This is a genomic window from Allobranchiibius sp. CTAmp26 (assembly GCF_017565405.1).
Taxonomy (GTDB): domain Bacteria; phylum Actinomycetota; class Actinomycetes; order Actinomycetales; family Dermatophilaceae; genus Allobranchiibius.
In genome coordinates, this window is the sequence record NZ_JAGEKR010000005.1 from 63,245 (window position 1) to 87,232 (window position 23,988).

The 23,988-nt window shown below is 70.4% G+C and carries 23 protein-coding genes; 7 read left to right on the forward strand and 16 right to left on the reverse strand.

Annotated features, from left to right (window positions below):
* Position 1: 1 nt before the first annotated feature.
* Together J4030_RS03615 and J4030_RS03620 are read right to left on the reverse strand one after the other, a co-directional pair.
* Positions 2-1,765: an ABC transporter ATP-binding protein gene (locus J4030_RS03615; protein WP_208047845.1), complete on the reverse strand. Its 1,764-nt coding sequence runs from the start codon at positions 1,763-1,765 to the stop codon at positions 2-4.
* On the reverse strand, positions 1,746-3,479 hold the full coding sequence (locus J4030_RS03620) for an ABC transporter ATP-binding protein (protein WP_208047846.1): 1,734 nt from the start codon (positions 3,477-3,479) through the stop codon (positions 1,746-1,748). The genes J4030_RS03615 and J4030_RS03620 overlap by 20 nt, the downstream gene beginning before the upstream one ends.
* A 101-nt stretch (positions 3,480-3,580) precedes the next feature.
* Between J4030_RS03620 and J4030_RS03625 the strand changes: the two genes are divergently transcribed.
* The 4 genes from J4030_RS03625 to J4030_RS03640 all read left to right on the forward strand — a co-directional run bounded on the left by J4030_RS03625 (position 3,581) and on the right by J4030_RS03640 (position 7,337).
* Positions 3,581-4,402 carry an SURF1 family protein gene (locus tag J4030_RS03625; RefSeq protein ID WP_208047847.1) on the forward strand — a complete coding sequence of 274 codons (822 nt, stop codon included), beginning with the start codon at positions 3,581-3,583 and terminating at the stop codon, positions 4,400-4,402.
* Complete coding sequence (locus J4030_RS03630) at positions 4,399-4,791, forward strand: DUF3817 domain-containing protein (protein WP_307864543.1); 393 nt, start codon at positions 4,399-4,401, stop codon at positions 4,789-4,791. The genes J4030_RS03625 and J4030_RS03630 overlap by 4 nt, the downstream gene beginning before the upstream one ends.
* A gap of 10 nt (positions 4,792-4,801) precedes the next feature.
* The gene (gene guaA / locus J4030_RS03635) at positions 4,802-6,379 is read left to right on the forward strand and encodes a glutamine-hydrolyzing GMP synthase (protein WP_208047848.1); all 1,578 of its coding nucleotides are present in this window, start codon (positions 4,802-4,804) and stop codon (positions 6,377-6,379) included.
* Between the two features lie 76 nt (positions 6,380-6,455).
* The gene (locus tag J4030_RS03640; protein WP_208047849.1) at positions 6,456-7,337 is read left to right on the forward strand and encodes a phosphatase PAP2 family protein; all 882 of its coding nucleotides are present in this window, start codon (positions 6,456-6,458) and stop codon (positions 7,335-7,337) included.
* 7 nt (positions 7,338-7,344) lie between these two features.
* On the opposite strand, the gene J4030_RS03645 is transcribed toward J4030_RS03640, so the two are convergent.
* The 3 genes from J4030_RS03645 to J4030_RS03655 all read right to left on the reverse strand — a co-directional run bounded on the left by J4030_RS03645 (position 7,345) and on the right by J4030_RS03655 (position 10,758).
* Positions 7,345-8,445 carry a lysylphosphatidylglycerol synthase transmembrane domain-containing protein gene (locus J4030_RS03645; RefSeq protein ID WP_208047850.1) on the reverse strand — a complete coding sequence of 367 codons (1,101 nt, stop codon included), beginning with the start codon at positions 8,443-8,445 and terminating at the stop codon, positions 7,345-7,347.
* Positions 8,442-9,269: a PIG-L family deacetylase gene (locus J4030_RS03650; RefSeq protein ID WP_208047851.1), complete on the reverse strand. Its 828-nt coding sequence runs from the start codon at positions 9,267-9,269 to the stop codon at positions 8,442-8,444. Before J4030_RS03650 ends, J4030_RS03645 begins: the two co-directional genes overlap by 4 nt.
* Positions 9,270-9,363: 94 nt before the next feature.
* Complete coding sequence (locus tag J4030_RS03655; protein WP_208047852.1) at positions 9,364-10,758, reverse strand: HNH endonuclease signature motif containing protein; 1,395 nt, start codon at positions 10,756-10,758, stop codon at positions 9,364-9,366.
* 285 nt (positions 10,759-11,043) lie between these two features.
* Here J4030_RS03655 and J4030_RS03660 point away from each other — a divergent pair, with 285 nt between their 5' ends.
* Positions 11,044-12,192, forward strand: coding sequence for a glycosyltransferase family 4 protein (locus J4030_RS03660; protein WP_307864544.1), 1,149 nt, complete (start codon positions 11,044-11,046; stop codon positions 12,190-12,192).
* A gap of 27 nt (positions 12,193-12,219) precedes the next feature.
* Here the strand turns inward: J4030_RS03660 and J4030_RS03665 are convergent, their stop codons facing one another.
* The 10 genes from J4030_RS03665 to J4030_RS03710 form a co-directional block, all read right to left on the reverse strand.
* Complete coding sequence (locus J4030_RS03665; RefSeq protein ID WP_208047854.1) at positions 12,220-12,843, reverse strand: hypothetical protein; 624 nt, start codon at positions 12,841-12,843, stop codon at positions 12,220-12,222.
* Between the two features lie 43 nt (positions 12,844-12,886).
* On the reverse strand, positions 12,887-13,513 hold the full coding sequence (locus tag J4030_RS03670; protein WP_208047855.1) for a DUF3349 domain-containing protein: 627 nt from the start codon (positions 13,511-13,513) through the stop codon (positions 12,887-12,889).
* A complete protein-coding gene (locus J4030_RS03675; RefSeq protein ID WP_208047856.1) occupies positions 13,513-13,800 on the reverse strand; it encodes a hypothetical protein in 288 nt (95 codons plus the stop codon). The genes J4030_RS03670 and J4030_RS03675 overlap by 1 nt, the downstream gene beginning before the upstream one ends.
* Positions 13,801-13,827: 27 nt before the next feature.
* Positions 13,828-15,045 carry an inorganic phosphate transporter gene (locus tag J4030_RS03680; protein ID WP_208047857.1) on the reverse strand — a complete coding sequence of 406 codons (1,218 nt, stop codon included), beginning with the start codon at positions 15,043-15,045 and terminating at the stop codon, positions 13,828-13,830.
* Positions 15,046-15,142: 97 nt separating this feature from the next.
* Positions 15,143-15,598 carry an 8-oxo-dGTP diphosphatase gene (locus tag J4030_RS03685; protein WP_243762814.1) on the reverse strand — a complete coding sequence of 152 codons (456 nt, stop codon included), beginning with the start codon at positions 15,596-15,598 and terminating at the stop codon, positions 15,143-15,145.
* Between the two features lie 28 nt (positions 15,599-15,626).
* Entirely contained in the window at positions 15,627-16,262 is a 636-nt protein-coding gene (locus J4030_RS03690) for a DedA family protein (protein WP_208047858.1), read from the reverse strand.
* Positions 16,263-16,271: 9 nt separating this feature from the next.
* Positions 16,272-17,630 carry a serine hydrolase gene (locus J4030_RS03695; RefSeq protein WP_208047859.1) on the reverse strand — a complete coding sequence of 453 codons (1,359 nt, stop codon included), beginning with the start codon at positions 17,628-17,630 and terminating at the stop codon, positions 16,272-16,274.
* Entirely contained in the window at positions 17,627-18,151 is a 525-nt protein-coding gene (locus J4030_RS03700; protein ID WP_208047860.1) for a GNAT family N-acetyltransferase, read from the reverse strand. The genes J4030_RS03695 and J4030_RS03700 overlap by 4 nt, the downstream gene beginning before the upstream one ends.
* Positions 18,148-18,906 carry an aspartate/glutamate racemase family protein gene (locus tag J4030_RS03705; RefSeq protein ID WP_208047861.1) on the reverse strand — a complete coding sequence of 253 codons (759 nt, stop codon included), beginning with the start codon at positions 18,904-18,906 and terminating at the stop codon, positions 18,148-18,150. The genes J4030_RS03700 and J4030_RS03705 overlap by 4 nt, the downstream gene beginning before the upstream one ends.
* Positions 18,903-20,186 carry a carboxylate--amine ligase gene (locus J4030_RS03710; protein WP_243762815.1) on the reverse strand — a complete coding sequence of 428 codons (1,284 nt, stop codon included), beginning with the start codon at positions 20,184-20,186 and terminating at the stop codon, positions 18,903-18,905. The genes J4030_RS03705 and J4030_RS03710 overlap by 4 nt, the downstream gene beginning before the upstream one ends.
* A gap of 63 nt (positions 20,187-20,249) precedes the next feature.
* On the opposite strand from J4030_RS03710, the gene pcrA reads away from it, so the two are divergent.
* Positions 20,250-22,667 carry a DNA helicase PcrA gene (pcrA, locus tag J4030_RS03715; RefSeq protein WP_208047862.1) on the forward strand — a complete coding sequence of 806 codons (2,418 nt, stop codon included), beginning with the start codon at positions 20,250-20,252 and terminating at the stop codon, positions 22,665-22,667.
* Here pcrA and J4030_RS18215 read toward each other — a convergent pair whose 3' ends face one another.
* A complete protein-coding gene (locus J4030_RS18215; RefSeq protein ID WP_208047863.1) occupies positions 22,668-23,357 on the reverse strand; it encodes a M23 family metallopeptidase in 690 nt (229 codons plus the stop codon).
* 185 nt (positions 23,358-23,542) lie between these two features.
* Between J4030_RS18215 and J4030_RS03725 the strand changes: the two genes are divergently transcribed.
* Positions 23,543-23,953, forward strand: a complete 411-nt coding sequence (locus J4030_RS03725; RefSeq protein ID WP_208047864.1) for a cobalamin B12-binding domain-containing protein — start codon at positions 23,543-23,545, stop codon at positions 23,951-23,953.
* The last annotated feature ends 35 nt before the right edge of the window (positions 23,954-23,988 follow it).

Sequence of the window (23,988 nt, forward strand, 5' to 3'; positions counted from 1 at the left end):
ATCATTTGTCGCGCCAGGAGCGCCACAGGGCGGCATACGCGCCGTCGGCGGCCACCAGCTCGGCATGCGGGCCGATCTCGGTGATCCGCCCGTCCTCCACGACCGCCACCCGGTCGGCGTCGTGCGCCGTGTGCAGGCGGTGCGCGATCGCCACGACGGTGCGGCCCTCGACCACAGCGTTGAGCGACCGCTCCAGGTGCCGGGCGGCGCGCGGGTCCAGCAGGGAGGTCGCCTCGTCCAGCACCAGGGTGTGCGGATCGGTCAGCACCAGACGCGCCAGTGAGAGCTGTTGCGCCGCAGCGTCGCTCAACGTCTGGCCACCCTGCCCGATGCGGGTGTCCAGGCCGTCCGGCAGCGCGGAGGCCCAGGGCAGGGCGTCGACCGAGCGCAGCGATGCCCACAGCGCCTCGTCGTCCGCTGCGGGCCGGGCGAGGAGCAGGTTGTCGCGCAGCGTCCCGACGAAGACGTGGTGCTCCTGGGTGACGAGGGCGACCTCGCCGCGCAGGTCGTCCAGCGGCAGCTCCACCAGCGGTACTCCGCCGACGGTGACCGACCCGCTGCCCGGACCGTCGATACCGGCGAGCAGTCGCCCGAGCGTGGACTTGCCCGCGCCCGACGGGCCGACGATCGCCAGCCGCTCGCCGGGCGACAGGTCCAGGTCGATGCCGTGCAGCACCTCACGCCCCGCGCGGTAGGAGTAGCGCACGTCGCGCGCGGCGAGGCGCGAGTCCGTCGGGCGCGCGTCACCCGCTTCGCGGTCGGGCGGCAGGTCCTCGATGCCGATGATCCGCGCGAGGGCGCTCGCACCGACCTGGATCTCGTCCAGCCAGGTCAGCAGCTCGTCGATCGGGTCGCCGATCGCCAGGGCGTAGAGCACGATCGTGATGACCTGCCCCAGGTCGGCCTGCCCGTGCGCGACGAGGAAACCGCCCCACAGCAGAGCCACGCCGACCGGCAGCATGCCGCCGAGGTCCACGGTCGGGAACCACCACATCCGCAGCTTGAGCGTGTAGAGCTCGGCGTCCCACATCCCGCGGATCGCGTCGTGCAGCCGGGCGCGGCGTACCCCTTGCAGTGACAGCGCGTCGATCGTCCGGGTGCCCTCGACGGTCTCGCTCACGATCCCGTTGGTGACGGCGTACGACGCCCGCTCCCGCGCGTATCCCGGCCCGGCGAAGCGCAGGTAGCGCTTGGTCGACAGGGACAGCAGCGGGATGGTGACCAGCAGCGACAGCGCCACCAGTGGGTTCACCAGGAACGCGGCGCCCAGCGTGAGCAGCGATGTGACCGCTGCGACCAGGGTGGCCGGCACCCCGAACCGCACGGCGTACGAGAGTGCGTCGACGTCGTTCGTGGTCCGCGAGACCAGCTCGCCGGTGCCGGCGCGTTCCACGGTCGACAAGGGCAGCTCGAGCACCCGGTCGATGAACCGCTCGCGCAGGCCGGCGAAGACGGTCTCGCCGAGCACGTACGCCGAGCGGCGGGCCGTCCAGGTCAGCACCGTCTGAGCGAGCACCACCACGAGCAGCGCAAGGCCGAAGCGGTCGATGGTCGCGTTGTCGATGCCGTGCGAGAGCCGCTCGATGAGCTGGCCGAAGAGCCGGGGCGCACACAGCCCGGCGACGGCGGCGAGCGCGTGCAGGCCGACCGTCACGATCAGGGCACGGCGGTGGCGGCGCATCAACATCCGCGCATGCCGGCGCACCGTCGCCCCGTCGGCGACCGGGAGGGTGGGTCGCAAGACCTCAGGCGCGAGCCGGCTCATCGACGTCCTCCTCTCCCCGCAGGACGACGCGTCGGTAGGCGGGCGAGGTCTGCGAGAGGTCCGCGTGCGTGCCGTCGGCGAGGATGCGGCCGTCCTGCAGGAGCAGCACCCGGTCGGCGTGATCGAGCAACAGCGGGCTGGCGGCCATCACGACCGTGGTGCGGCCGCGGCGCGCGCCCACGAGACGGTCAGCGATCCGGGCCTCGGTGTGCGCGTCGACGGCGCTCGTCGGTTCCACGAGCACCAGCGTCTCGGCGCGCGTGAGCAGCGCGCGGACGAGGGCGAGTCGTTGGCGCTGCCCTCCGGAGAAGGACCGGCCGCGCTCCTCGACCTGCGACTGCAGCCCGTCCTCCAGGGCCAGCAGCACGTCGTGCGCGTCGGCGGCGTCCAGCGCCGCGGCGATCTGGTCCGAGGTGCTGTTGCCCGCGGGGTCCAGCTGGTCCAGCAGGGTGCCGGCGAAGAGACGCGGATCCACCTCCGACACCACGACCCGTGAGCGCGCCTCTCGCACAGCGACGTCCGCAAGTCGTACGCCGCCGAACGTGACGTCGGTGCCGCCCTGCCCGAACCGGCCCAGCCGGTCGGCGAGCGCGGATGCCTGCGCGGGGACGTCGCAGACGACGGCCGTGAACTGCCCGGGCGCGAATACCGCACCGGTCGAGGGGTCGACCAGCTCCTGCGGTCCGTCGGGCAGGTGGGTGGTCGGTGACTCGCCCGTGTGGTCGCCACGGATCTGCAGCACCCGGATGATCCGGCCCGCCGCGACCCGCGTCGCCAGGAACTTCCCAGTCATCTCCGTCGCGGTCGACAGCGGCATCACCAGGAAGGTGGAGTAGCCGTAGAACGCCACGAGTTGGCCCGGCGTGATCGCGCCGGAGTGCACCGACCGGGCGCCCAGCCAGGTGACCACCAGCATGAAGATGCCCGGCAGCAGCACCTGCGCGGAGTCCAGCGTCGACTGCGGGAGCGCGACGAGCACGCCTTCGCGGCGTACGCGCTCGGACTGCTCGGCGTACCGGCGGCGGAACGTCTGTTCGCCGCCGATGCCGCGCAGCACCCGCAACCCGGTGACGGTGTCGGCGCCCAGCTCCGACAGCCGTCCGGACTGCTCGCGCTGCGCCTGCTGACGGCGCTGCAACGGCTTGATGACGGCGGCCAGGGCCGCAAGGAGCACCGGCACCCCGAGCAGCACGACCAGACCCAGCTCCAGCGAGCTGCGCAGCAGGATCACCGCCACGACCAGGTAGGAGACGATCGACCCGACGAACCGTGCGAACGCGTCGTAGGACTCCGCGAAGCGGGTGGCATCGGTGGCGGCGCTCGCGACGACCTGTCCGGTCGGCATCGCCCGGGGCAGCGCTTCACCGGAGTCGGTGGCGTGCTCGCCGACCAGCTGCATGCAGCGGAACGCCGCCTGCAGCCAGTTGAGCACCGCGAACCGGTGCCGCAGCATCCCGGCACCGGCCGCGAGGACGGCGAGGGCGACCAGCACGAGCGACCACAGCACCAGCGCGCCCATGTCGTGACCGCGGATGCCCTCGTCGGTGCCCCGGCTGATCGCGGCGGGCATCATCGCCAGGCACAGCATCCAGACGATCGCGCAGCACACCCCGCCCAGCACGGTGCGCCGCTGCAGGCGCGCGGTCCATGCCATGAACCGGACCGGCGAGCGCAGATCGGGGATCCCGGGGTCGTCGTACGGCAGGGGTCTCATGGCGCCGTTCAGCCTAGGTCGGAGGGGGACGCGAACGCGATCCGTTTTCCGAGGGGAGGGCTGGGCGTGGCCGCACAGCCGCCGGACGCACAATGGAGACCATGCTCCGGGCCGCCCTCACACCGCGTCTCATAGGCCTGTTCGTGCTCATGGTCGTGCTGGTCGTGGCCTTCGTGCTGCTCGGCATCTGGCAGCTCGACGTCGCCCGCAGCGCCGGGCAGTCCACCCAGAACCACCAGATGCAGGATCGCCCGGTCACCCCGATCACCGCGGTGATGCAACCCGCGCAGAGCTTCCCCCGCTCCGGATCGCTGCGGCCGGTGCGGGCGACCGGGCACTACGACGGCGCCCGGCAGGAACTCGTCGCCGGGCGGACACTGAACGGCCGCAACGGTTTCTGGGTGCTGACGCCCCTGGTGGTGGACGGCAGCGGAGCCCGACTCCCCGTCGTACGCGGGTTCGTCGCCGACCCGGCACACGTGCCCGCACCGCTGACCGGCGCCGGGCAGGTCACGGTGACCGGAGCTCTCGCGCCGGGGGAGTCGCCCGCGACCGGCAGCTTCCCGGCCGGGCAGATCGGCGCGATCAACCTGGCGGTGCTGGCCAACACCTGGGGCGGCACCGTCTACAACGCGTTCGTCTTCGCCACCGACGAGTCACCCACGGCGACGGCCGCGCCCGTCGTGACGTTCCCGCCGCCGCAGCCGGGAGGCGGAGGCTTCCACCTGCTCAACGCCGGGTACGCCGTCCAGTGGTGGGCGTTCGCGTGCTTCGCGGTCTACGTGTGGGTGCGGATGGTGCGCGACGAGTACGCCGCCGAGCAGGCCGCCCAGCTCCCGTCCGGGCGGATCGCGGACAATGAGGACATCGAGGACGGCGACCAGCCCGCCGCGGAAGCAGTCGAGACGAAGGACCGGCAGTGAGCGAACAGACCCAGAAGACCGCGCGACCCTCCGGGCGCACCCTCATCGACCCGGAGAAGGCGCGCAAGGGTCTGACCTTCTTCAAGTGGATGGCGGTCATCGTCGGCATCGGGCTGCTCCTGCTCACTGCGCAGGTGATCCTGAAGTACGGCTTCGACAACGGCGCGCTGAACTGGTGGCCGCAGCCGCACGGCCTGGTCTACATCGTCTACATCGCCGCCACCGTCAATCTGGCGTTCAAGATGCGCTGGGGCCTGCTCAAGATGGTCGGCGTCATCCTCGCCGGATGCGTGCCCTTCCTGTCGTTCTACATCGAGCGCAAGGTGAGCGCGAACGTCGAGGGCGACCTCGCGACACTGCGCTCGGAGCACCCCGCCGAGGCTCGATAGAATCCGGCAGGTGACCGCCCCCCTGCAGGAGCACCCTGTCCTCGTCGTCGACTTCGGCGCGCAGTACGCCCAACTCATCGCCCGCCGCGTGCGCGAGGCCTCGCTCTACAGCGAGGTGGTCCCGCACACCACGTCGGCGAAGGAGATCCTCGATCGGCAGCCGGCCGCGATCGTGCTGTCCGGCGGCCCTTCTTCGGTGTACGCCGACGAGGCCCCCGGGCTCGACCCGGCGCTGCTCGAGGCGGGGGTGCCGGTCTTCGGCATCTGCTACGGCTTCCAGGCGATGGTCAAGAGCCTCGGCGGCAACGTCGAGCACACCGGCCTGCGCGAGTACGGCGCGACAATGGCGCAGATCGTCGACACCAACTCGACCCTCTTCAACGGTCAGCCCGACGAGCAGTCCGTCTGGATGAGCCATGGCGACGCCGCCTCCGAGGCGCCGGCCGGGCTGCGGGTGACCGCCACGACGCCGGGGGCGGCGGTCGCCGCGATCGAGGATGACGAGCGTCAGTTGTACGGCGTGCAGTGGCACCCCGAGGTCATGCACTCCACCTTCGGACAGCGGGTGCTGGAGAACTTCCTGGTGCGCGGTGCGAAGCTGACGCCCGACTGGACCCCGGAGGCGATGGCCGACCAGCTGGTCGAGCAGGTGCGCGAGCAGGTCGGCTCCGCGCGGGCCATCTGCGGCTTGTCCGGCGGCGTGGACTCCTCGGTGGCGGCGGCGCTGGTGCAGCGCGCGATCGGCGACCAGCTCACCTGTGTCTTCGTCGACCACGGGCTGCTGCGCGAGGGCGAGGCCGAGCAGGTCGAGAAGGACTTCGTCGAGGCCACCGGCGTCGACCTGGTGGTCGTCGACGCGACCGACCAGTTCCTGAACGCCCTTGCGGGAGTCACTGATCCGGAGGAGAAGCGCAAGATCATCGGCCGGGAGTTCATCCGGTCGTTCGAGAAGGCAGCTCGCGACATCGTCGGCTCCCAGCAGGACGACGAGCACCCGGTGAAGTTCCTCGTGCAGGGCACGCTCTACCCCGACGTGGTGGAGTCCGGCGGCGGCACCGGAGCCGCGAATATCAAGTCGCACCACAACGTCGGCGGACTTCCCGACGACCTGCAGTTCTCGCTCATCGAACCGCTGCGCACCCTCTTCAAGGACGAGGTGCGCCAGGTCGGGCTCGAGCTCGGGGTGCCCGAGGGCATCGTCTGGCGCCAGCCGTTCCCCGGCCCCGGACTCGGCATCCGGATCATCGGCGAGGTGACCCGCGACAACCTGGCGATCCTGCGCCGCGCCGACGCCATCGCCCGCGAGGAGCTGACCGCTGCGGGCCTGGACCGGGACATCTGGCAGTGCCCGGTGGTGCTGCTCGCGAACGTCCGCTCGGTCGGCGTCCAGGGTGACGGCCGCACCTACGGTCACCCGATCGTGCTGCGGCCGGTCTCCTCCGAGGACGCGATGACCGCGGACTGGACGCGCCTGCCGTACGACGTGCTGGCCAGGATCTCCGGGCGGATCACCAACGAGGTGAGCGAGGTCAACCGGGTCACGCTCGACGTGACCAGCAAGCCGCCGGGCACCATCGAGTGGGAGTGACGGGCGGGAGACCGACGCTGGGTCCGTCCGCCGGCGGGCACAGCTGCATGCCAGGCGTGGACCTCATACTCGATGGATGAGCGCACCCACCATGCGCCCTGAGGGGCAGCAGACATCGCCCCGTGCCCGCACCTCGCCGTGGCGGCATGCCGCCGTGATGGTCGGTGCGGCGATCGTCGTGATCCTCGTGCTGGTGATCCTGCTGGTGCGCAACCGCACGGGTGCCCGGTACGACCACACGATGGAGATGGCCCTCGGGGGACCTCCGTGGCTCTTCTTCAACATCGAGGACCGGCTGCAGCAGGTCTCGGTGACGACCGTGGGAGTCGCGGGCGTCCTGGTCGCGGCCGTGGCGCTGAGCCGCCGCCGGATGGGGCTCGCCGTGGGCTCGTTGGTGCTGATCGGCGGCGCCACCGTCACGACCCAGATTCTCAAGAAGTTCGTCATCCACGAGCTGCCGGGCTCGACCCCCAACAGCATGCCGAGCGGGCATGCCACCGTGGGCATCTCCATCTCGCTGGCCGTGCTCATGGTGCTGCCGGTCGCATGGCAGTGGTGCGTGCTCCCGGCGAGTGCGGCCGTCGGCTTCTTCTTCGGCGCGGGCACGGTGGTCGGCCACTGGCACCACCCCGGCGACGTCCTCGCCGCGCTCGCGGTCTGCCTGGCCTGGGCGGGCGTGGCGCTCGCGCTGGCACACACCGTCGACCACGGCCCGCTCGCGCGCGCATCGCGTACGTCGAGCCATCCGGTCCGCGCGATCGGACCTGGCCTGGCCACCTGGCTGGTCATCGGCGGGATCGCGCTGGTCAGCTGCCTCTTCCTCGCCTGGGGAGCCCAGCCGACGGTCCACGGACTGCGTGACCTCGCGCTCGGGATGACCGCTGTGGCACTGATCGCCGTGGGCACCGTGATCGTCTACGGGTGGTTCTCGCAGGTCGCCCGGCGCTTCCTGGTCTAGCGGCGCGTCACCGCAGCTGGTCGGGCAGGGCATCGCGGTCGTCCGCGACGTCGTGCGGCGGGTGCACCTTCGGCATCGACCACCACGCCGCCCAGCCGATCGCGCCCAGCGGCACCTCGAGCAGGTGGGAGAAGATCGCGAAGACCAGCACGCCCGCGGCCGCTGCCGGCTTGTCGGCACCCCACGCCACCAGCACCGCGAGCGTCCCGGCCTCGCTGATGCCGAGGCCACCCGGGGTGACTCCGACGGCGGTGAGGAGTCGGCCGAGCGCGTACGCGGCGAAGAGGTCCCCCAGCGGCAGGTCCACCCCGACCGCGGACATGGTGCGCCAGAAGAGCACGAAGTAGATGCCCAGGAAGGCGACGACGCCGAAGGTCATCGGGAACCAGCCGGTCGTGGTGACCACGGCGAGGCGCTCGCGTTGGTCCCCGAGCAACGCGGTGATGTCCGGGCGCACGCCGCGCTGCTCACCACGACGCAGTCGGGCAATGCGGGCGGCCGTGTGCGCGTCGAGGAACCGGCCCAGCCGCAGGGTGAGGACCGGACTGATCAGCACCACGATGAAGCCGAGTAGCAGCACCAGCCCGATGACCCCGCCGTACAGGGCCGCGTTCCGCACCGGACCGGGCAGGGCGCTGCCCGATCGGGATACGACGGCCAGTCCGATCAGCGGCATGGCGAGCCGGGCCAGCACGTTCCACACGGCGCTGACGATGATCGAGGTGGAGATGTTGCGGCGGGTGAAGCCCCAGCTGCGCGCGATGTAGTACGTCGCGGCCATCCCCACCGCGCCGCCGCCCGGCAGCAGGTTGGACACCGAGGACCCGCAGACGTTGATGATCAGCGCCTTGGAGTGGCTGAGGCCGGGCAGCGACCCGGTCAGCGTGAACGTGTAGCACCACAGGCCCAGCACGACGAGACCGAAGAGCTCCAGCGCCCCGAGCGGACCCAGGTGCGACAGGTGGATCCCGATCTCGTGCCAGCCGGTCTGCGCGACCAGCGGCAGCCCGAATCCGAGCAGCAGCCCGGCCATCGTCATCCCGAGGACGCCGTTCAGCACCTGGTTGCGGGTGACGGTCGGGCGCTGCGAGCCGGGCGCGGTACTCATCGGGGGAGTCCGTCGAAGAGGTCGTGCGAGACCGGGCGGTGTCCGTCCGGCCGCGCGGGATCGACGTACCACTCCCAGCCGAAGATCAGGTCGTAGAGCGGGCGGGGGATGCGCAGGAAGAGGCCCAGCGTGCGGTCGCCGTCGTCCGCGGTCGCCTGCGAGGCGTGCGCCCGCATCGATGCGCGCTTCGCCGCGATCTGGCGGTGGACGCGGATCCGGTGGGTGATGGCCGCGCGGGGGGAGTACGCGCGTTCGTACGACGCGATGTCGAAGTCGGCGGGGAAGCGATGCAGGCGGGACACCAGACGGATCCCGAGGACGAGCAGGTCTCGGGGCACGGTGGCCTGCAACACCCTTGCGGTGTCGGCGATCTCGGCGGCGCGCGCCCCCACGTGGTGCACCTGCACGTGATCACGGTGGCCGTAGCCGCCGGCGGCGTCGTAGGTCAGGAGCACGTCGGCGTGCTCCTCGCGCAGGATGTCCGCCAGCCTGCCCGCGGCCTCCTCGAGGTCGGCCCGGGCGAATCGCGTCGCACCGGGCGGGTCGTCGTAGAGCAGCGGTCCGCTGCCGGAGTCGGCGTACCCCAGGTGCACGGTCCGCGCCACGCCGAGTGCCCGCGCGGACTCCAGCAACTCCCGCATCCGGACACCGCCGAGCTGTCGACCGTCGGCGCGGTACGACGAGGCCGCGAGCCCCAGGTCGCCGTCGGTGGCCACGACGAGGACGACGCGGTGCCCCTCGGCGGCCGCCTTCGCCATCGTCCCCGAGGTCAGCAGCGCCTCGTCGTCCGGATGGGCGTGGAAGACCACGAGAGTGTGCGACATCGCGGACCATCCTGTCGCATGCGGCTCGGTGCGGGGTGCAGGTGGCCCGAGAAGGAGCTGAGCCTCAGGGCAAGGTCCGCGTGGCCGCCGCGGGTCATGCCGCCGGGTTCTGGCCCTGCCTGGACGGCATCAGGCCGGGCGCGGGGTCCCAGGTGACGCCGGTGGTGGTGACCTGGGCGGTGAGGAGGTCGCGGTGCACGATGGTGTGGTGGCGTGCGCAGAGCAGCGCGGCGTTGGTCAGGGTTGTCTCTCCGCCGGCCCACCAGGGCCTCACATGGTGGGCGTCGCACCAGTCGGGTGGCCTGTCGCAGCCGGGGAAGGTGCAGCCTTTGTCTCGGTGGATGATCGCGGTGCGTAGTCCTCCGGTGAAGAGGCGTTTGGCGCGTCCTACGTCGAGTGGTTCGGAGTCGCCGCCGAGGACTGCGGGGATCAGGTCTGCATCGCACGCGAGCCGCCTCAGCGTGCCGGCGTCGAGGTGGTCCCCGTCGGTGGTGCGTCCGATGCCGGGCAGGTACATCGGTCCGAATTCTGTTTCGCCTGAGTCGTTCTTGTTGAGGTGCTCGAGCCGTCCCGCGTTGCGGAGCCCCTGGTACAAGGTCGCGCAGTCCATCGTGACGAGGATCTTGGCGGTGCCGCCGAAGTCCCCCACCGGTCGTGGGGTGGTGCCGTCCAGCACTCCTGCAGCAGTGTCGACCAACCGCACCAGGGCATCGGCCCGCCGTTTGGCCGGTGTCCGCATGTCACGGTCAGGGCTGCCAGTGTGTTGTGCGTCTGGGCAGGGCTGTGGTGCCGGTGCGGACAGGGCGCGCAGGGCGTGTTTAATCACTGCGGCGTGCCCAGCGGACAGTTCGGCGACGAACCGGGTCAGCCCAGAGGGCAGGTCGGCCCAGTACACCGATTCGCACTCCTGCTGCCGCTCTTCGTCCCGCACGAGCTGCTGCGGCGCGTACTCCCCCAGGATCCGAGTGGTCAGCTCCCGCAACGTGCGTGCCCCATAGTCCGACAACGACAAATACCGGCCCAACAGGTCATCACGATCGGCGGTCGGCAGCTGCGGCAGGATCTGCGGCACCTCCCGCAACGCGGCAGCCGCCACCGGCACGGTCGTGGACCCGGTTGCCAACGCCTCGGCTACGACCTTGTTCCGCGAATCGGCACAGTCGGCCCCCACGGCCCCGACCCGGCGCACCACGACGGGGTCGGCACCCGCGGCCTGGCGGGCGACCCAGGCTGGAGCACCGGTCGCGGTGGAGTTCGAGACCGTCCCACGCCCCAGAGCGTCCGCCGTCGCCAGCGTGGCGACGTTCTCCGCACGTGAGGACAGGCGCAGCATCGACCCCACCACCCTTGCCAGGGCAGCTTCATCCAACTGCCATAACGCATCCGGCCACTCATCGAGTGCGTTGCTGAACTGCTCCAGCTGGGTCATGAGCCGGGCACCGGTGCCCGGTGCCGCGGGCACCCGCGAGTCGTTCCTCGAGTGCGCCATGGCCCCTCCTGCGCCGGTGATGACACACGTTGCCATCTACTGTGAATCATACGCGTGTTCGATGACTAATGTAAGGGCTAAGACCACGAATATTGTTGACATTATTGATGATTGGAGCCGGAGTTATCCACATCCCCTCTCTCGAGGTGGACGTTACTCGGGTTATCCACACCCCAGCGAGAACAAGTTGAGACGCGTCTCGGGCGTCGGTCCGAGCGGGCCATGAACCCGGGGCCGCCAGCGCGTACGACATTGCGACCTCGGGGGCGTGCGATCCTGGGCGGCGTGAAGGTGGCTCTCCTGTCGGACTGTTATCTGCCCCGGCTCGGAGGTATCGAGGTCCAGGTGCACGACCTGGCCCGCCATCTGCAGGCGGCCGGGCACGAGGTGGAGGTCTTCACTGCCACCATCGGCCCGGAGCACCTGCGGATCGGCACCGACTGGCTCGACGGGATCCCCGTGCATCGGCTCGCGATCACGCTTCCCAAGGACTTCCCGATCAACCCGTTTGCGCCGCGCACCCTGCGGCACATGCTCCAGGCAGGCCGGTTCGACGTCGGCCACGCGCACATGGGGATCGTCAGCCCGTTCGCGATGGACTGCGTGCGGGTGACCCAGGGCCTCGGCCTGCCGACCGCGGTGACCTGGCACTCGGTGCACGGCAACTCCACGGACTGGATCGGCGCGACCGGGTACGTCCGCCGGTGGGGCGCCCGTGGGGCCGCGCTGTCCGCGGTGTCCACCGTGGCGGCGGCCCCCATCCAGCGGATGGCGGGTCCGGGATACCCGGTTCACCTGATGCCCAACGGGATCCAGGCCTCGGACTGGGAGCCCGGTGCCCGCGAGGACGACGGCGTGTTGCGGGTCGTCTCGGCGATGCGCCTGGTCTGGCGCAAGCGGCCGCTGGCCCTGCTGGAGCTGATGGAAGAGGTACGCCGGCGGGTGCCGGAGCGCGACGTACGCCTGGAGATCCTGGGTGACGGCAAGCTGCGGCCCCGGTTGGAGCAGCGGGTCGCGGAGCTGGGCGCGGGGGACTGGTTCAGTGCGCCTGGTCGGATGACCCGCGAGCAGCTGCGGGAGCACTACCTCGCCTCGGACGTCTACATCTCGCCCGGCACCTTCGAGGCCTTCGGGATCGCGGCGCTGGAGGCGCGCACCACCGGGCTGCCGGTCGTGGCACCGCGGCGCAGCGGGGTGTCGACGTTCATCGAGCACGGTGTCAACGGACTGCTCGCGGGCGACGATCTCGCGATGGTGGAGGCGCTCGTGCGGCTCGCGACCGACGACAGGCTGCGGCACCGGATCACCGAGCACAACACGGCACACCCGCCGATCGAGTCGTGGCCGTCGGTGGTCGAACTGGTCATCGCGGAGTACCAGCGCGCTCAGGAGCTGGAACGCCGGCGCCGGGCGATGGCGCTCACCGGGTCCTGACCAGTGCCTCTGACCTCCTCCGACAGGTCAGCAACCAGCGGCGCGTGAGGCGATGTACGACTCCGAACCGGCCGCGTACTTGGTGTGGTCGCAGATGATCGCACCCTCGGCTTCCGAGCCGTAGGTGGTGGCCGCGCCCCGGTATTCCGTGCCGTGCCCCGGTGCGCGCGAGCAGGTCAGTTGGTACCAGTTGCCGCGCACATCACGGCGGCCGAGGTAGAACACCCATTTCGTCGTGGTGCGTCGGGCCGGTACCTCGAAGGATTCCGTCTCGCTGCCGGTCGCCGTGTGCGACACGCTCGTGGCGACGTTGATATGCGTCTTGGCGCCGAGATCGACCAGCTTCCAGTGGATTCCACCGCTTGCTTCCAGGTCACCGGTCGCTGCGGCGCTGAGGGTCGTCTCGTGCCCGACGGTCACGGACTTGCTGTACTTCACGCCTGGTCCGAGGTTGACCGTCTTGAGGTGGGTGACGGTGAACTGATTCTTGGTCAGGGTCACAGACCGTTGGACGACACCGTCCTGCCCGGTGCACTTGGCGATACCGGACGCCGCGTGCGCGGTCGCGGGTACGGCGATCCCGATGGTGGACAAGGCCACGGCGGATGCAAGGGGGGTGATGATGCGACGGATCGGGCGGCGTACGAGCACGGTGACTCCTCAGAGGTCGACGGAACGGTGGTCCGGGTGGGCGTCAGTCGTCCAGCGGCCAACCCTGGGTGGCGAGCCGGGTGCGGACCCGCTGCAGCTCGTCCTCGGTCGGCATCTCGCTCGTGGCCTTGCTGATGAGGACCTGCGCGTCGACCGCGCTGATCGAGGCGCCGTCGGCCCCGTCGATCAGCACCTGCACGATGCTCTTGACCTCCTCGTCGGTCAGGCGTCGGCGCAGCAGGGCCAGGACCGGGATCCGATCGGTCTTCGGCACTCCCTCGGGATACCCCGCGCGGAGCCAGTCCACCACCCGCTGCACGAAGGCGGCGCGTTGCGGACCGGTCGAGGGGTCACCGTTGTGGGACCCCGCGGGCGGCGGCGGCGCTCCGAGCGGCCATCCGACTGCGGCGAGTCGGGCCGCCACGAGGTGGACGTCCGCCTCGACGGCCGGAGCGGCTTTCACCTCGGCGATGACGTCACGCACGTCCTTCGCGCGAATCTCCCCGTCCGGGTTGTTCGCGATGACCTGCCTCATCGTCGCCTCCAGTTCCTCCTCGTTCAACGTGCGCGTCAGCAACACGAGGAGGGGTTGGAAGTCCTTGGGGGGCACACCGTCGGGGTACCCCTTCCGCAGCCAGTCGAGGACGGAGGTGATCGGGTTGACTGCCATCACGTCGGAAGCTTGATGCCGAGGTAGTGGTCGAGGCTGCTCTTGGTGATGTAGAGCACCCCGTAGATCACCACCAGCGCGATGATCGCGGACAGGATGTAGGCCGCGGTCAGCGCCGCCGGTTTGCCGGCCGTCATGGTGCCGTCGGCGTGTTCGCCACCGCTGCCCTGGTCCCACAGCCTGATGCCCACCGCGAAGAGGAACGGCAGTCCCGCGCCGAGGACCACGCCGACGGCGATGACCTTGAGAGTGTTATGGCCGATGGTCGACCAGTCGATGCTGCCCACTGGTGGTCTCCTTCATCCCGAACGCCGTCAGGCGTTCGCGTCCGTAGGGGTCTGCTGGGAGGCGGGCGCGACACTGCCGGTCGCGTCGTCCCAGTCGGCGTTGACGTTGGCCGCGTCGATCTTCTGCTTCTGTGCACGCAGGTAGATGAAGGCGGACATGGCGACCAGGATCGCGAAGATGAGCAGCGCGCCGCCGACACCGCCCACGGCGTGCCCGATGTAGTAGGTGATGGCGCCACCCACGGCAGCGGCGGGAAGGGTCAGAATCCAGCCGACCGCCATGCGGCCGGCGACGGACCACCGGACCTGCGCACCGGGCTTGCCCACCCCGGAGCCCATGATCGAGCCGGTTGCCACGTGGGTGGTGGACAGCGCCATCCCCAGGTTGCTGGAGGTGAGGATGATGACCGCCGAGGCCGCCTCCGCCGCCATACCCTGCGGTGCCTCGATCTCGACCAGACCTTTGCCGAGGGTGCGGATGACGCGCCAGCCGCCGAGGTAGGTACCGAGGGCGATCGCGCCGGCGCACACCAGGATGATCCAGACCGGGAGCCCGTTCGCCTCGATGTCCTTGTCGCTGAGCGAACCGTGGGCGATCAGAGCCAGCGCGATCACGCCCATGGTCTTCTGTGCGTCACCGGTGCCGTGCGCGAGGGAGACCAGGGACGCGGTGGCGACCTGTCCCCAGCGGAAACCGCTCGACCGTTTGCTCTGGCGCACTTTCCGGGTCATCGCGTAGATGAGGTAGGTGCCGAGGGCTGCGATCGCTCCGGCGATGAACGGCGACATGAGGGCCGGGACGATCACCTTGGAGACCAGGCCGTTCCAGTTGATGCCACCGGTGCCGAGCGCGGCCAGTCCGGCACCCAGCAAGCCTCCGAAGAGCGCGTGCGAGGAACTGGACGGGAGGCCGAACAGCCACGTCGCCAGGTTCCACAGGATGCCGCCGATGAGACCGGCGAAGATGATGAAGATCGCCTTCTCCTGGTCGAGGCCCTGGATCAGCCCTCCGGACTTCTCCTGGATCTTCAGCACCGAGGTGGTGACCGTCACGGCCACCTTGACCGACAGGAAGGCGCCCACGAGGTTGAGGACCGCTGACAACGCCACGGCGACCCTCGGCTTGAGGGCTCCTGTCGCGATGGACGTGGCCATCGCGTTGCCGGTGTCGTGGAAACCGTTGGTGAAGTCGAAACCGACCGCGGTGACGACGACGAGGATCAGGATGAACAGCTCTCCGCTCATAGGACTGAGTATGGGAGCGATCGTCAGGCTGAGAAATGTCGTCTGGCGACTGTTCGCGAGACGTCAGGTGAAGGACACCTGGTCGTTCACCTGACGTTCATCGATTCGTCACCTCGAGCGGCTGCAGGTCGGCGTGCTGCACTGTCTCGTTGTCCGGGGCGTAGGTGAACCCGCCGCGCAGGCGCTCGCCCGAGAGCACGCGCGCCAGCCAGTAATGGTCGTCGTCCCACATCCGGTCCAGCGGCAGCTCGTCGACCGGGCACCACCACGGCGCCAGCTCCGAGCTGGGGGTGAGCTCACCGGCGTACGACGTGCTGGTGAAGACCTCCAGCTGCAGATCCCACGCGGGCCGCGCCGGGAACGTGAACTCGAGTCGGGCGCACGCGGTGACGTCGCGTACGACGAGTCCCGTCTCCTCGCGCGTCTCCCGGACGGCGGCCGCCAGGGGCGCCTCCCCGGGCTCCACATGGCCACCCGGCGCGACCACCCGCCCGGCACCGAAACCCGTCAGCTTCTCCCCGAGCAGCAGGTCGTCGTCCCGCCGCAACAGCATCAGGCACATCGCGATCACGGCGAGGGCGTCAGTCGGCGGCGCGGCGCAGCTCGGCGTACTCCTGCACGTTGCGCTCCAGCCGGCGGCGCAGCAACGTCGAGGCGATGATGCCGAGGAAGACGGCGACGGCGAGCCCGACGTAGGAGAAGTTCTTCAGGTAGGTCTCCGCCGCGGCGCCCAGGTAATAGACGAGGTACGCCGTGCCACCGGCCCAACAGACCGCGCCCAGCACGTTGGCCGGCAGGAAGCGCGTGTAGTGCATCCGCAGCGACCCGGACAGCGGCCCGGCGAAGATGCGCAGCAGTGCCACGAACCGCCCGAAGAAGACCGCCACGACGCCGTACCGCTGGAACACGTGCTCGGCGTAGGCCAGCACGTCGGCATTGACGTGTTTGGGGAAGCGGCGTTCGAGCCACTCGAACAGCCGGTCACCGTAACGGTGCCCCAGGCCGTACCCGATCGAGTCGCCGATGGCCGCACCCAGTACGGCGGCGAGCGCGATCTCGAAGGGACCGGCGGAGATCTTGTGCTGGGACGCGGCCAATGCGGCGGCGACGAGCACGATCTCGCCGGGGAAGGGCACCCCGACGCTCTCGACGAAGACGACGAGCGCCACGAGCAGCAGCACCACGAGGGGCGGGATGGTGGTCAGCCAGTGCTGCACGCGCGCCCCTCAGTACCAGCCGGCAGGATCGGTGCCGCCGGGGATGTCACAGTCGGGATCGTACGGGGCGCGGGTGAAGCGGAAGGTGGCCAGGTCGAGGTACGCCGACTGCTCGCGCCGTCGGTGGGCCCGCAGCCGCTCGCCGGCGAAGTACTCGTCCACCCCGGTCCAGGTGTCCTGCCCGGCGGGGACGAACCGCGACCCGCGGCCCGCCGCCCCTTCGGGACGCAGCTCCAGCCCGCCGCTCGGGAGGGCCCGCAGCAGGTACGGGCGCGGGCCCCAGTGCCAGCGGCCCGCGAGATCGGCGTTCTCGTCGTCGGCGGTCTCCCACGGGGTGACCCCTGATGTCGGATCCGCAGAGGCGAGGGTGTCGATCAAGCGGTGCGGCAGCTCCGACCCGAAGCCCGCGGTCGAGTTGGCGAGCACGGCGACCCCCAGGCCGCGATCCACGTCGACCCGCAGGGCACCGACGAAACCGGGCATCGATCCGCCGTGACCGACGTACCGGCCGCCGGAGGGTGCGGTGACGTCGAGCCCGAAGCCGTACGAGCGCGACCACGGCTGGCCCGGTACGTCGTCGACCAGCGCGGGCACCTGCATGCGGCGGCGCATCGTGTCGTCCAGCACCGCGGGGTCGCCGGCCGCCAGGAACATCCCGAGCCGCGCCAGATCCCCGACCGTCGACCAGAGCTGGCCCGCTGGCGCCATCGCGGCGCTGTCGTGGGCGGGCTCGGCGTGCAGCAGGTCGGCGCCCGGGTGCACGGCGAGGCCCGGTGCGGAGCCCGGCCCGGCGTCGTACGTCGTGGCGCGCATGCCCAGCGGCGCGAGCACGTCGTCGCGGACCACGTCCCACCACGGTCGGCTGCTCACTCGGGCGGTCAGCTCGCCCAGGATCGCGAAACCGGTGTTGGAGTAGTGGAATCGGCCGATCAAGGCGTCGTTGCGGCGCAGCTGCGGGACGAGCTGGTCCCATGTGCGACCCGGGCTGCGCTCCCACCAGGGTCCGGTCGGCTCGGCGAGCAGCCCCGAGCCGTGGACCAGCAGCGCCCGGACGCTGACCGCACCGATGTCGGGCGGCAACTCGGTCAGCACCCGGCCGACGGGATCGTCCAGAGCGATCCGCCCCGCCGCCACCTGCTGCAGCACTCCGATCGCCGTCAGCGTCTTGGTGATCGATCCGATGCGGTACGCCGTGTCGGGCGTCGCGGGCACGCCGTCCATCCGTCCGGTGATCCGTCCGCAGGCACCGGACCAGACCAGGTCACCGTGCTGGAAGAGCGCGGCGGTGATCGACGGCGACCGCGAAGATCGCTGTGCCGCAACAAGTTCGGAGTCGAGGTGCTCGCGAACCGCGTCGGATGGGGTCACGTGGCGATCCAGTACCGGCGACGGGTATCGGCCATCCGCTCGAAGACGCCGCCGCAGCTCTCGATCGTGCGCCGGGAGGCTTCGTTGTCCTCGTCGCAGGTCAGCAGGACCCGATCCAGGCTGAGCGCCCGCGCCCGTGGGAGGGCCGCCCGCAGCGCCGCCGAGGCGACCCCGGTGCCCCTGGCGGACGGGCGCACCCCGAAACCGATGTGACCGCCGTGCTCCCGCAGGAAGTCCGTCCCGATGTGGTGGCGCAGGGCGATCGATCCGAGGACGACATCGGGGGCGGTGCCGTCGACGATCCAGTACGTCGTGCACGGCACCCAGCCGTCGGGGAGCCCGACACCTCGCTCGGCATCTTCGAAGAACCGGACCACTCCCGGATCCGTTGTCGCCGAGAGAAATTCGTCATGGTCGGCCGGCAGGCCGTACCCGTGCAGCACCGCGCCCGCCGGGAAGTCGGCCGCGCTCGTCCGCCGCGGCTGCACGAGTCCGACGGTCGGCCGGATGAGCTCGATCACCGGCGCGGCGTACGGCCCGCGCGGAGCACCGTCGCGCGGGCCAGCGTCTCGACCGAGTCCACGATGTCCGCGCGCTCGCTCCAGCCCTGCGCGTGATAGACCACCGACAGCTCGGTGCAGCCCATCACCACGACCCCCGCTCCGTCCGCGCGCAGCTGCTCGACCACGCCGAGCAACCCGTCGACGTCGACCGGTCCGCCGGCCTTCACCCCGTCGTAGATGACCGACATCACCAGCTTCTGCTGCTCGTCCGACGGCAGCATCACGTCGACCCCGAGCCGCTCCAACGCGCGTTGATAGACGCCGGCGGCACGGGTGCCATCAGTGGCGAGGACGGCGACGCTGCCCCCACCTGCCGCCTCGGAGGCTGCCCGGGCCGTCTCCTCGACCACGTCGACGACCGGCAGACCGCTCGCGGCGGTGATCTGGTCGACGAAGTGGTGCGCGGTGTTGCACGGGATCGACACGAATGCCGCGCCGAGAGAGGCCAATCGGGCCGCGTCGCGCGCGAGGCCCGGGCCCGGGTCGACGGCATGCTCCGGGTCGAGGATGTATGCCGTCCGGTCGGCCGTCGTGCTGTGGTCGAGCACCACCAGGTCGAGGTGATCCTGGTCGCGGGCGGCCGGAGTGAGGTCGACCACCAGCTGCAGGAAGAGCGCGGTGGCCGCGGGCCCGAGGCCGCCGATCACGCCGACCACCGGCTGCGACCAGGCGGGATCGGTGTCGAGGCGCAGATCGGGGGGTGCCGTCGTCATACCAGGGCCTTCGGCTCGGGGTAGTGCTCGCGGTACTTGCGTACGTAGTTGGCCTGGTTGGCCGCGATCCAGGCCCACCGCCGGGGGTGTCGCTCGGCCTTGTAGAACCACGGGTTGGTGACCTCGCCACTCTTCACAGCGCGGTCGAAGGCGGGTCGTACGGCGGGATCGGTCACGTAGCGCTGCAGCAGGCGCAGCGGGATCGCGGTGAAGACGTGCTCGTGGCTCGCCTCCACCATCGGCCGCTCGGACAGGTCCTCCCCGCGGACCCATTCGTCGACGTAGAGCTGCACGGTGTTGAAGCCCGCGGCGGTGATGTAGAACGACGTCCCGCCCAGGCGCGGGTTGAGTTCGAAGAAGACCGTCTTCCCCGTGCGCGGGTCGTACTTCATGTCGAAGTTGGCGTAGCCGCGCCAGCCCACGTGCTCCAGCAGCCGGGTCGCATGCGCCACGGCCTCGTGGTCGGTGCCCGTGAGAATCGCCGCGGGGATGCCGAGCGTCTCGGGGGAGTGCTCCTCCAGCAGCACCCGGCCGTACGCCGCGAACTTCACCTGACCCTGCCTGTCGACGTAGCAGGTGAGCAGTCGCATGCCCTGGTCGTCGCCGGGGATGACGTCCTGCAGGATGAACTTGTCGCGGTAACCGGCGCCGTGCAGCGCGTCGATCAACCGCTCCAACTCGGCGGCGTCGGCGGCGGAGTGCACCTTCTTCTTGCCGGGGAAGGTGACGGCGGCGTACGCCTCGGCGTTCGAGGGCTTGGCGATCACCGGGAAGGTGAGCGCCGCCATGGCCTCGCTGAGATCGGGACGCGCGCCGACGTCGTAGACCACCGTCTGCGGGTGCGGGATGTCCAGCTCGGCGCACAGGTCGGCGAAGTGCTCCTTGCGGCTGAGTCGGTCGATCAGCTCCGGCTCGGCGTACGGGATGACGTAGAGGTCCTCCAGCCGATGCTTGATGCGCGCGAGCACGCTCACCACGTGGTCGGTGGTGGCGAGCAGCAGCTTCTTCTCCGGGCCGATCCGGGTCGCGAGCTCGCGCAGTTCGGCCACCAGCCCCTCGGGGTCCTGCAGGCTGGGCACGATGTGGTGCTCGATCAGGGAGCTGTGGGCGACCGGCCCGCCGAGCATCGTGGAGACCACCAGCGTGCGGTAGCCGTAGCCGAGGTCGAAGGACCGCGCCAGGCTGTAACCGAGCCGATCACCGCCCAGGACGACGGGCGCGAACTCCTGACCGGCGAGCAGCGCAGGGGCCGCAGAAGGCACAGAGGGGGTTTTCGGCATGGGCGGCAGCCTAATCGCGGGCCGCGGGGGCGGTCGGTGGCGGCACGTATCCTGAACGACGAGATGAGCAGCCTGTTCGACGACCTCCCCCTGCCCGGAATGTCCCCGTCGCAGGCGGGCGCCACGGCTCCCGTCGCGACCGTCCACGACCGCTCGCGCGACGTCGACGAACGCGGCGTGCCCACCTGGGCGAGCCTGTCGCCGACGGGCTCTGGTGCGCACGCGGGGCCGGGTCGCCTGACCGGTGAGCAGTTGCTCGAGGGCCTCAATCCGCAGCAGCGCGAGGCCGTCCTGCATCACGGCCCGCCGCTGCTGATCGTGGCGGGCGCCGGGTCGGGCAAGACGAGGGTGCTGGCCCACCGGATCGGTTACCTGCTGGCCGAGCGCGGCGCCCAGCCGGGGCAGATCCTCGCGATCACCTTCACCAACAAGGCCGCCGCCGAGATGCGCGAGCGGGTCGAGACCCTGGTCGGTCCGGCCGCCCGGGCCATGTGGGTCTCCACCTTCCACTCCGCCTGCGTGCGCATCCTGCGGCGCGAGGCGACCAAGGTCGGGCTGAAGTCGACCTTCTCCATCTACGACGCCGCGGACAGCCAACGGCTGATGGCGTTGGTGCTGCGCGACCTCGACCTGGACATCAAGCGCTACCCGCCGCGCTCGTTCACCCATCAGGTGAGCAACCTCAAGAACGAACTGGTCGACGAGGAGACGTACGCCGCGCGCGTCGCCGAGGGCAGCCACCAGGACCGGATGGTGGCCGAGGCGTACGCGTCGTACCAGCGCCGACTGCGCCAGGCCAACGCCCTGGACTTCGACGACATCATCATGATGACCGTCAACATCCTGCAGGCGTTCCCGGACGTCGCCGAGCACTACCGGCGCCGATTCCGGCACGTCCTGGTCGATGAGTACCAGGACACCAACCACGCGCAGTACACGCTGGTCAAAGAGCTGGTGGGGTCGCAAGAACGCAGCGGTGCCGGCCCGGCAGATGTGCCGCCTGCCCAGCTGTGCGTGGTCGGCGACGCTGACCAGTCCATCTACGCCTTCCGCGGCGCGACCATCCGCAACATCGTGGAGTTCGAGCAGGACTATCCCGATGCGCGCACGATCCTGCTGGAGCAGAACTACCGCTCCACCCAGAACATCCTGGCCGCCGCGAACTCGGTGATCGCCAAGAACCCCGACCGCCGTCCCAAGAACCTGTGGACCAGCACCGGCGACGGTGCCGCGATCGTCGGGTACGTCGCGGACTCCGAGCACGACGAGGCGGCGTTCGTCGCGCGCACCATCGACGTGCTCGGCGACGAGCAGGGCGTCAAGCCCAAGGACGTGGCGGTGTTCTACCGCACCAACGCCCAGTCCAGAGCGATCGAGGAGGTGTTCGTCCGCGTCGGACTGCCCTACAAGATCGTCGGCGGCACGCGCTTCTACGAACGCCGCGAGGTCAAGGACGCGCTCGCTTACCTGCGGGTGGTGTCCAACCCGCTCGACACGGTCAATCTGCGCCGGATCCTCAATGTCCCCAAGCGCGGCATCGGCGACCGCGCCGAAGCGTGTGTCAGCGCGCTCGCCGAGCGCGAGCGCATCCCGTTCGTGGCGGCACTCGGGCAGGCCGCCGACGCGCCGGGGATCGCCACCCGTTCGGTGACCGCGATCCAGGCGTTCACCAGCCTGCTCGAGAGCCTGCAGACCACCCACCAGTCGGCCGGCGGTGTCGGCGAGCTGCTCGAGGCGATCCTCGACCGCTCCGGCTACCTCGCCGAGTTGCGGGCCAGTCACGACCCGCAGGACGAGACCCGCGTCGAGAACCTGTCCGAACTCGTAGCCGTCGGAAGGGAGTTCGACGACAACTACCCCGAGGGGTCGCTGGAGGACTTCCTCGAGCAGGTATCGCTGGTGGCCGACAGCGACGAGATCCCCGACGACGTCGAGGACCAGGGCGTGATCACCCTGATGACCCTGCACACCGCGAAGGGTCTGGAGTTCCCGGTCGTCTTCCTGACCGGCATGGAGGACGGCACCTTCCCGCACCTGCGCGCGCTCGGCGACCCGCAGGAGCTGGAGGAGGAACGCCGTCTGGCGTACGTCGGCATCACCCGCGCACGCGAACGGCTGCATCTGTCGCGGGCCGAGGTGCGCTCGGCCTGGGGTGCGCCGCAGTACAACCCGCCGTCCCGTTTCCTCGACGAGATCCCCGGCCACCTCATCGAATGGGCCAGGGTGCAGACGACCTCCACGAGGCCGTCGTCGACGCCGGCGGTCGCGCGCCTGGCGGCCCGGCCCGGCGTACGCAGCCCGGGCAACCGGCCGGTGATCTCACTGGACGCCGGCGACCGGGTCACGCACGACTCGTTCGGTCTCGGCACGGTGATCCGTGTCGAGGGGCAGGGCGAGCGGTCGATGGCGCACATCGACTTCGGTGGCGACACCGGCGTCAAGAGGCTCCTGCTGCGCTACGCGCCCGTGACGAAACTCTGACTAGAAGATGTGGTGCGCCCTCAGCCACGGCGCAGGGTCGACCGGGGTGCCGGACAGGTGTATCTCCAGGTGCAGGTGCGGCCCCGTCGAGTGACCCGTGTTGCCGGATCGGCCGACGACCTCACCCATCGAGACGCGTTCACCGACGGTGACGTCGATCCGTGACATGTGCGCGTAGACGGCAAGGACGCCGTCACCGAGGTCGAGCTCGACCCGGTTGCCCATGCCGGCGTAGAAGCCGGTCGCGACGACGGTGGAGTCGTGCAGGGCATGCAGCGGTGTCCCCATCGGGGTGGCGAAGTCGTCGCCCAGGTGCTGCGTGCCCCAGCGGCTGCCGAAGGGCGAGGTGAACCGGCCCGCGCAGCCGGCGATGGGGCAGGTCCACGGACTCACGACCGGCTGGGCCGTAGCGGCCGGCTTCGCGGTGGCCTTGCTGGTGGACGGCGTCGGGGTGCTGCGAACGGTGGCTCGCGAGGTGGGTGCCGCGACGACGGCACGTTCGCCGAGCGACATCGCGGGCGTCGTACGCGAATCGATCGTCGCGGCGCCGGCGGCGCCGACCGCGACCACGCTGACGGTGATGGCCGCCGCGGACGGCAGGGTGATCCGGCCGAGGAACCGTGGCGCGGCGCGACGGTGCGCACCGATCGAGGGGGCGCCTGCACGGTGTCGGCCGACAGCTCGACTCACGGTGTTCTACTTCCTCGTTCGACGACCCGGTGCTGCTCTCCAGTCGGGCTGGCGTCGGGGACACCGTCCGGCCGAAACGCTTCTTGACCGTATCGTGACCTTTCCGTGACCTGAAATCGCGGCTGTGGACAACCGTGGTGAGATGCGTCTCACGACCCGCGCGGGCGCGCCGCTACGCTGCGCGAATGACCACCACAAGTGATCGCCCCCTGCGGATCGTCGTCGCCAAACCCGGGCTCGACGGACACGACCGCGGAGCCAAAGTCGTCGCCCGGGCCCTGCGTGACGCCGGTATGGAAGTCATCTACACCGGGTTGCACCAGACACCGGAGCAGATCGTGGAGGCGGCGATCCAGGAGGACGCGGACGCCGTCGGCCTGTCGGTCCTCTCCGGGGCGCACATGACCCTCTTCGCCAAGGTGACGGCCCTGCTGAAGGACCGCGACGCGCAGGACATCGTCGTCTTCGGCGGCGGGATCATCCCCGAGGAGGACATTCCGCAGCTGGCCGAGCTCGGGGTCGCCACCGTGTTCACCCCGGGTGCCACCACGGGGGAGATCGTCGGCTGGGTACGCGCGCACGTCGGGGTCGTCTGAGCACGACCCCTGCGCGGGGATACAGTCCGAGGCGG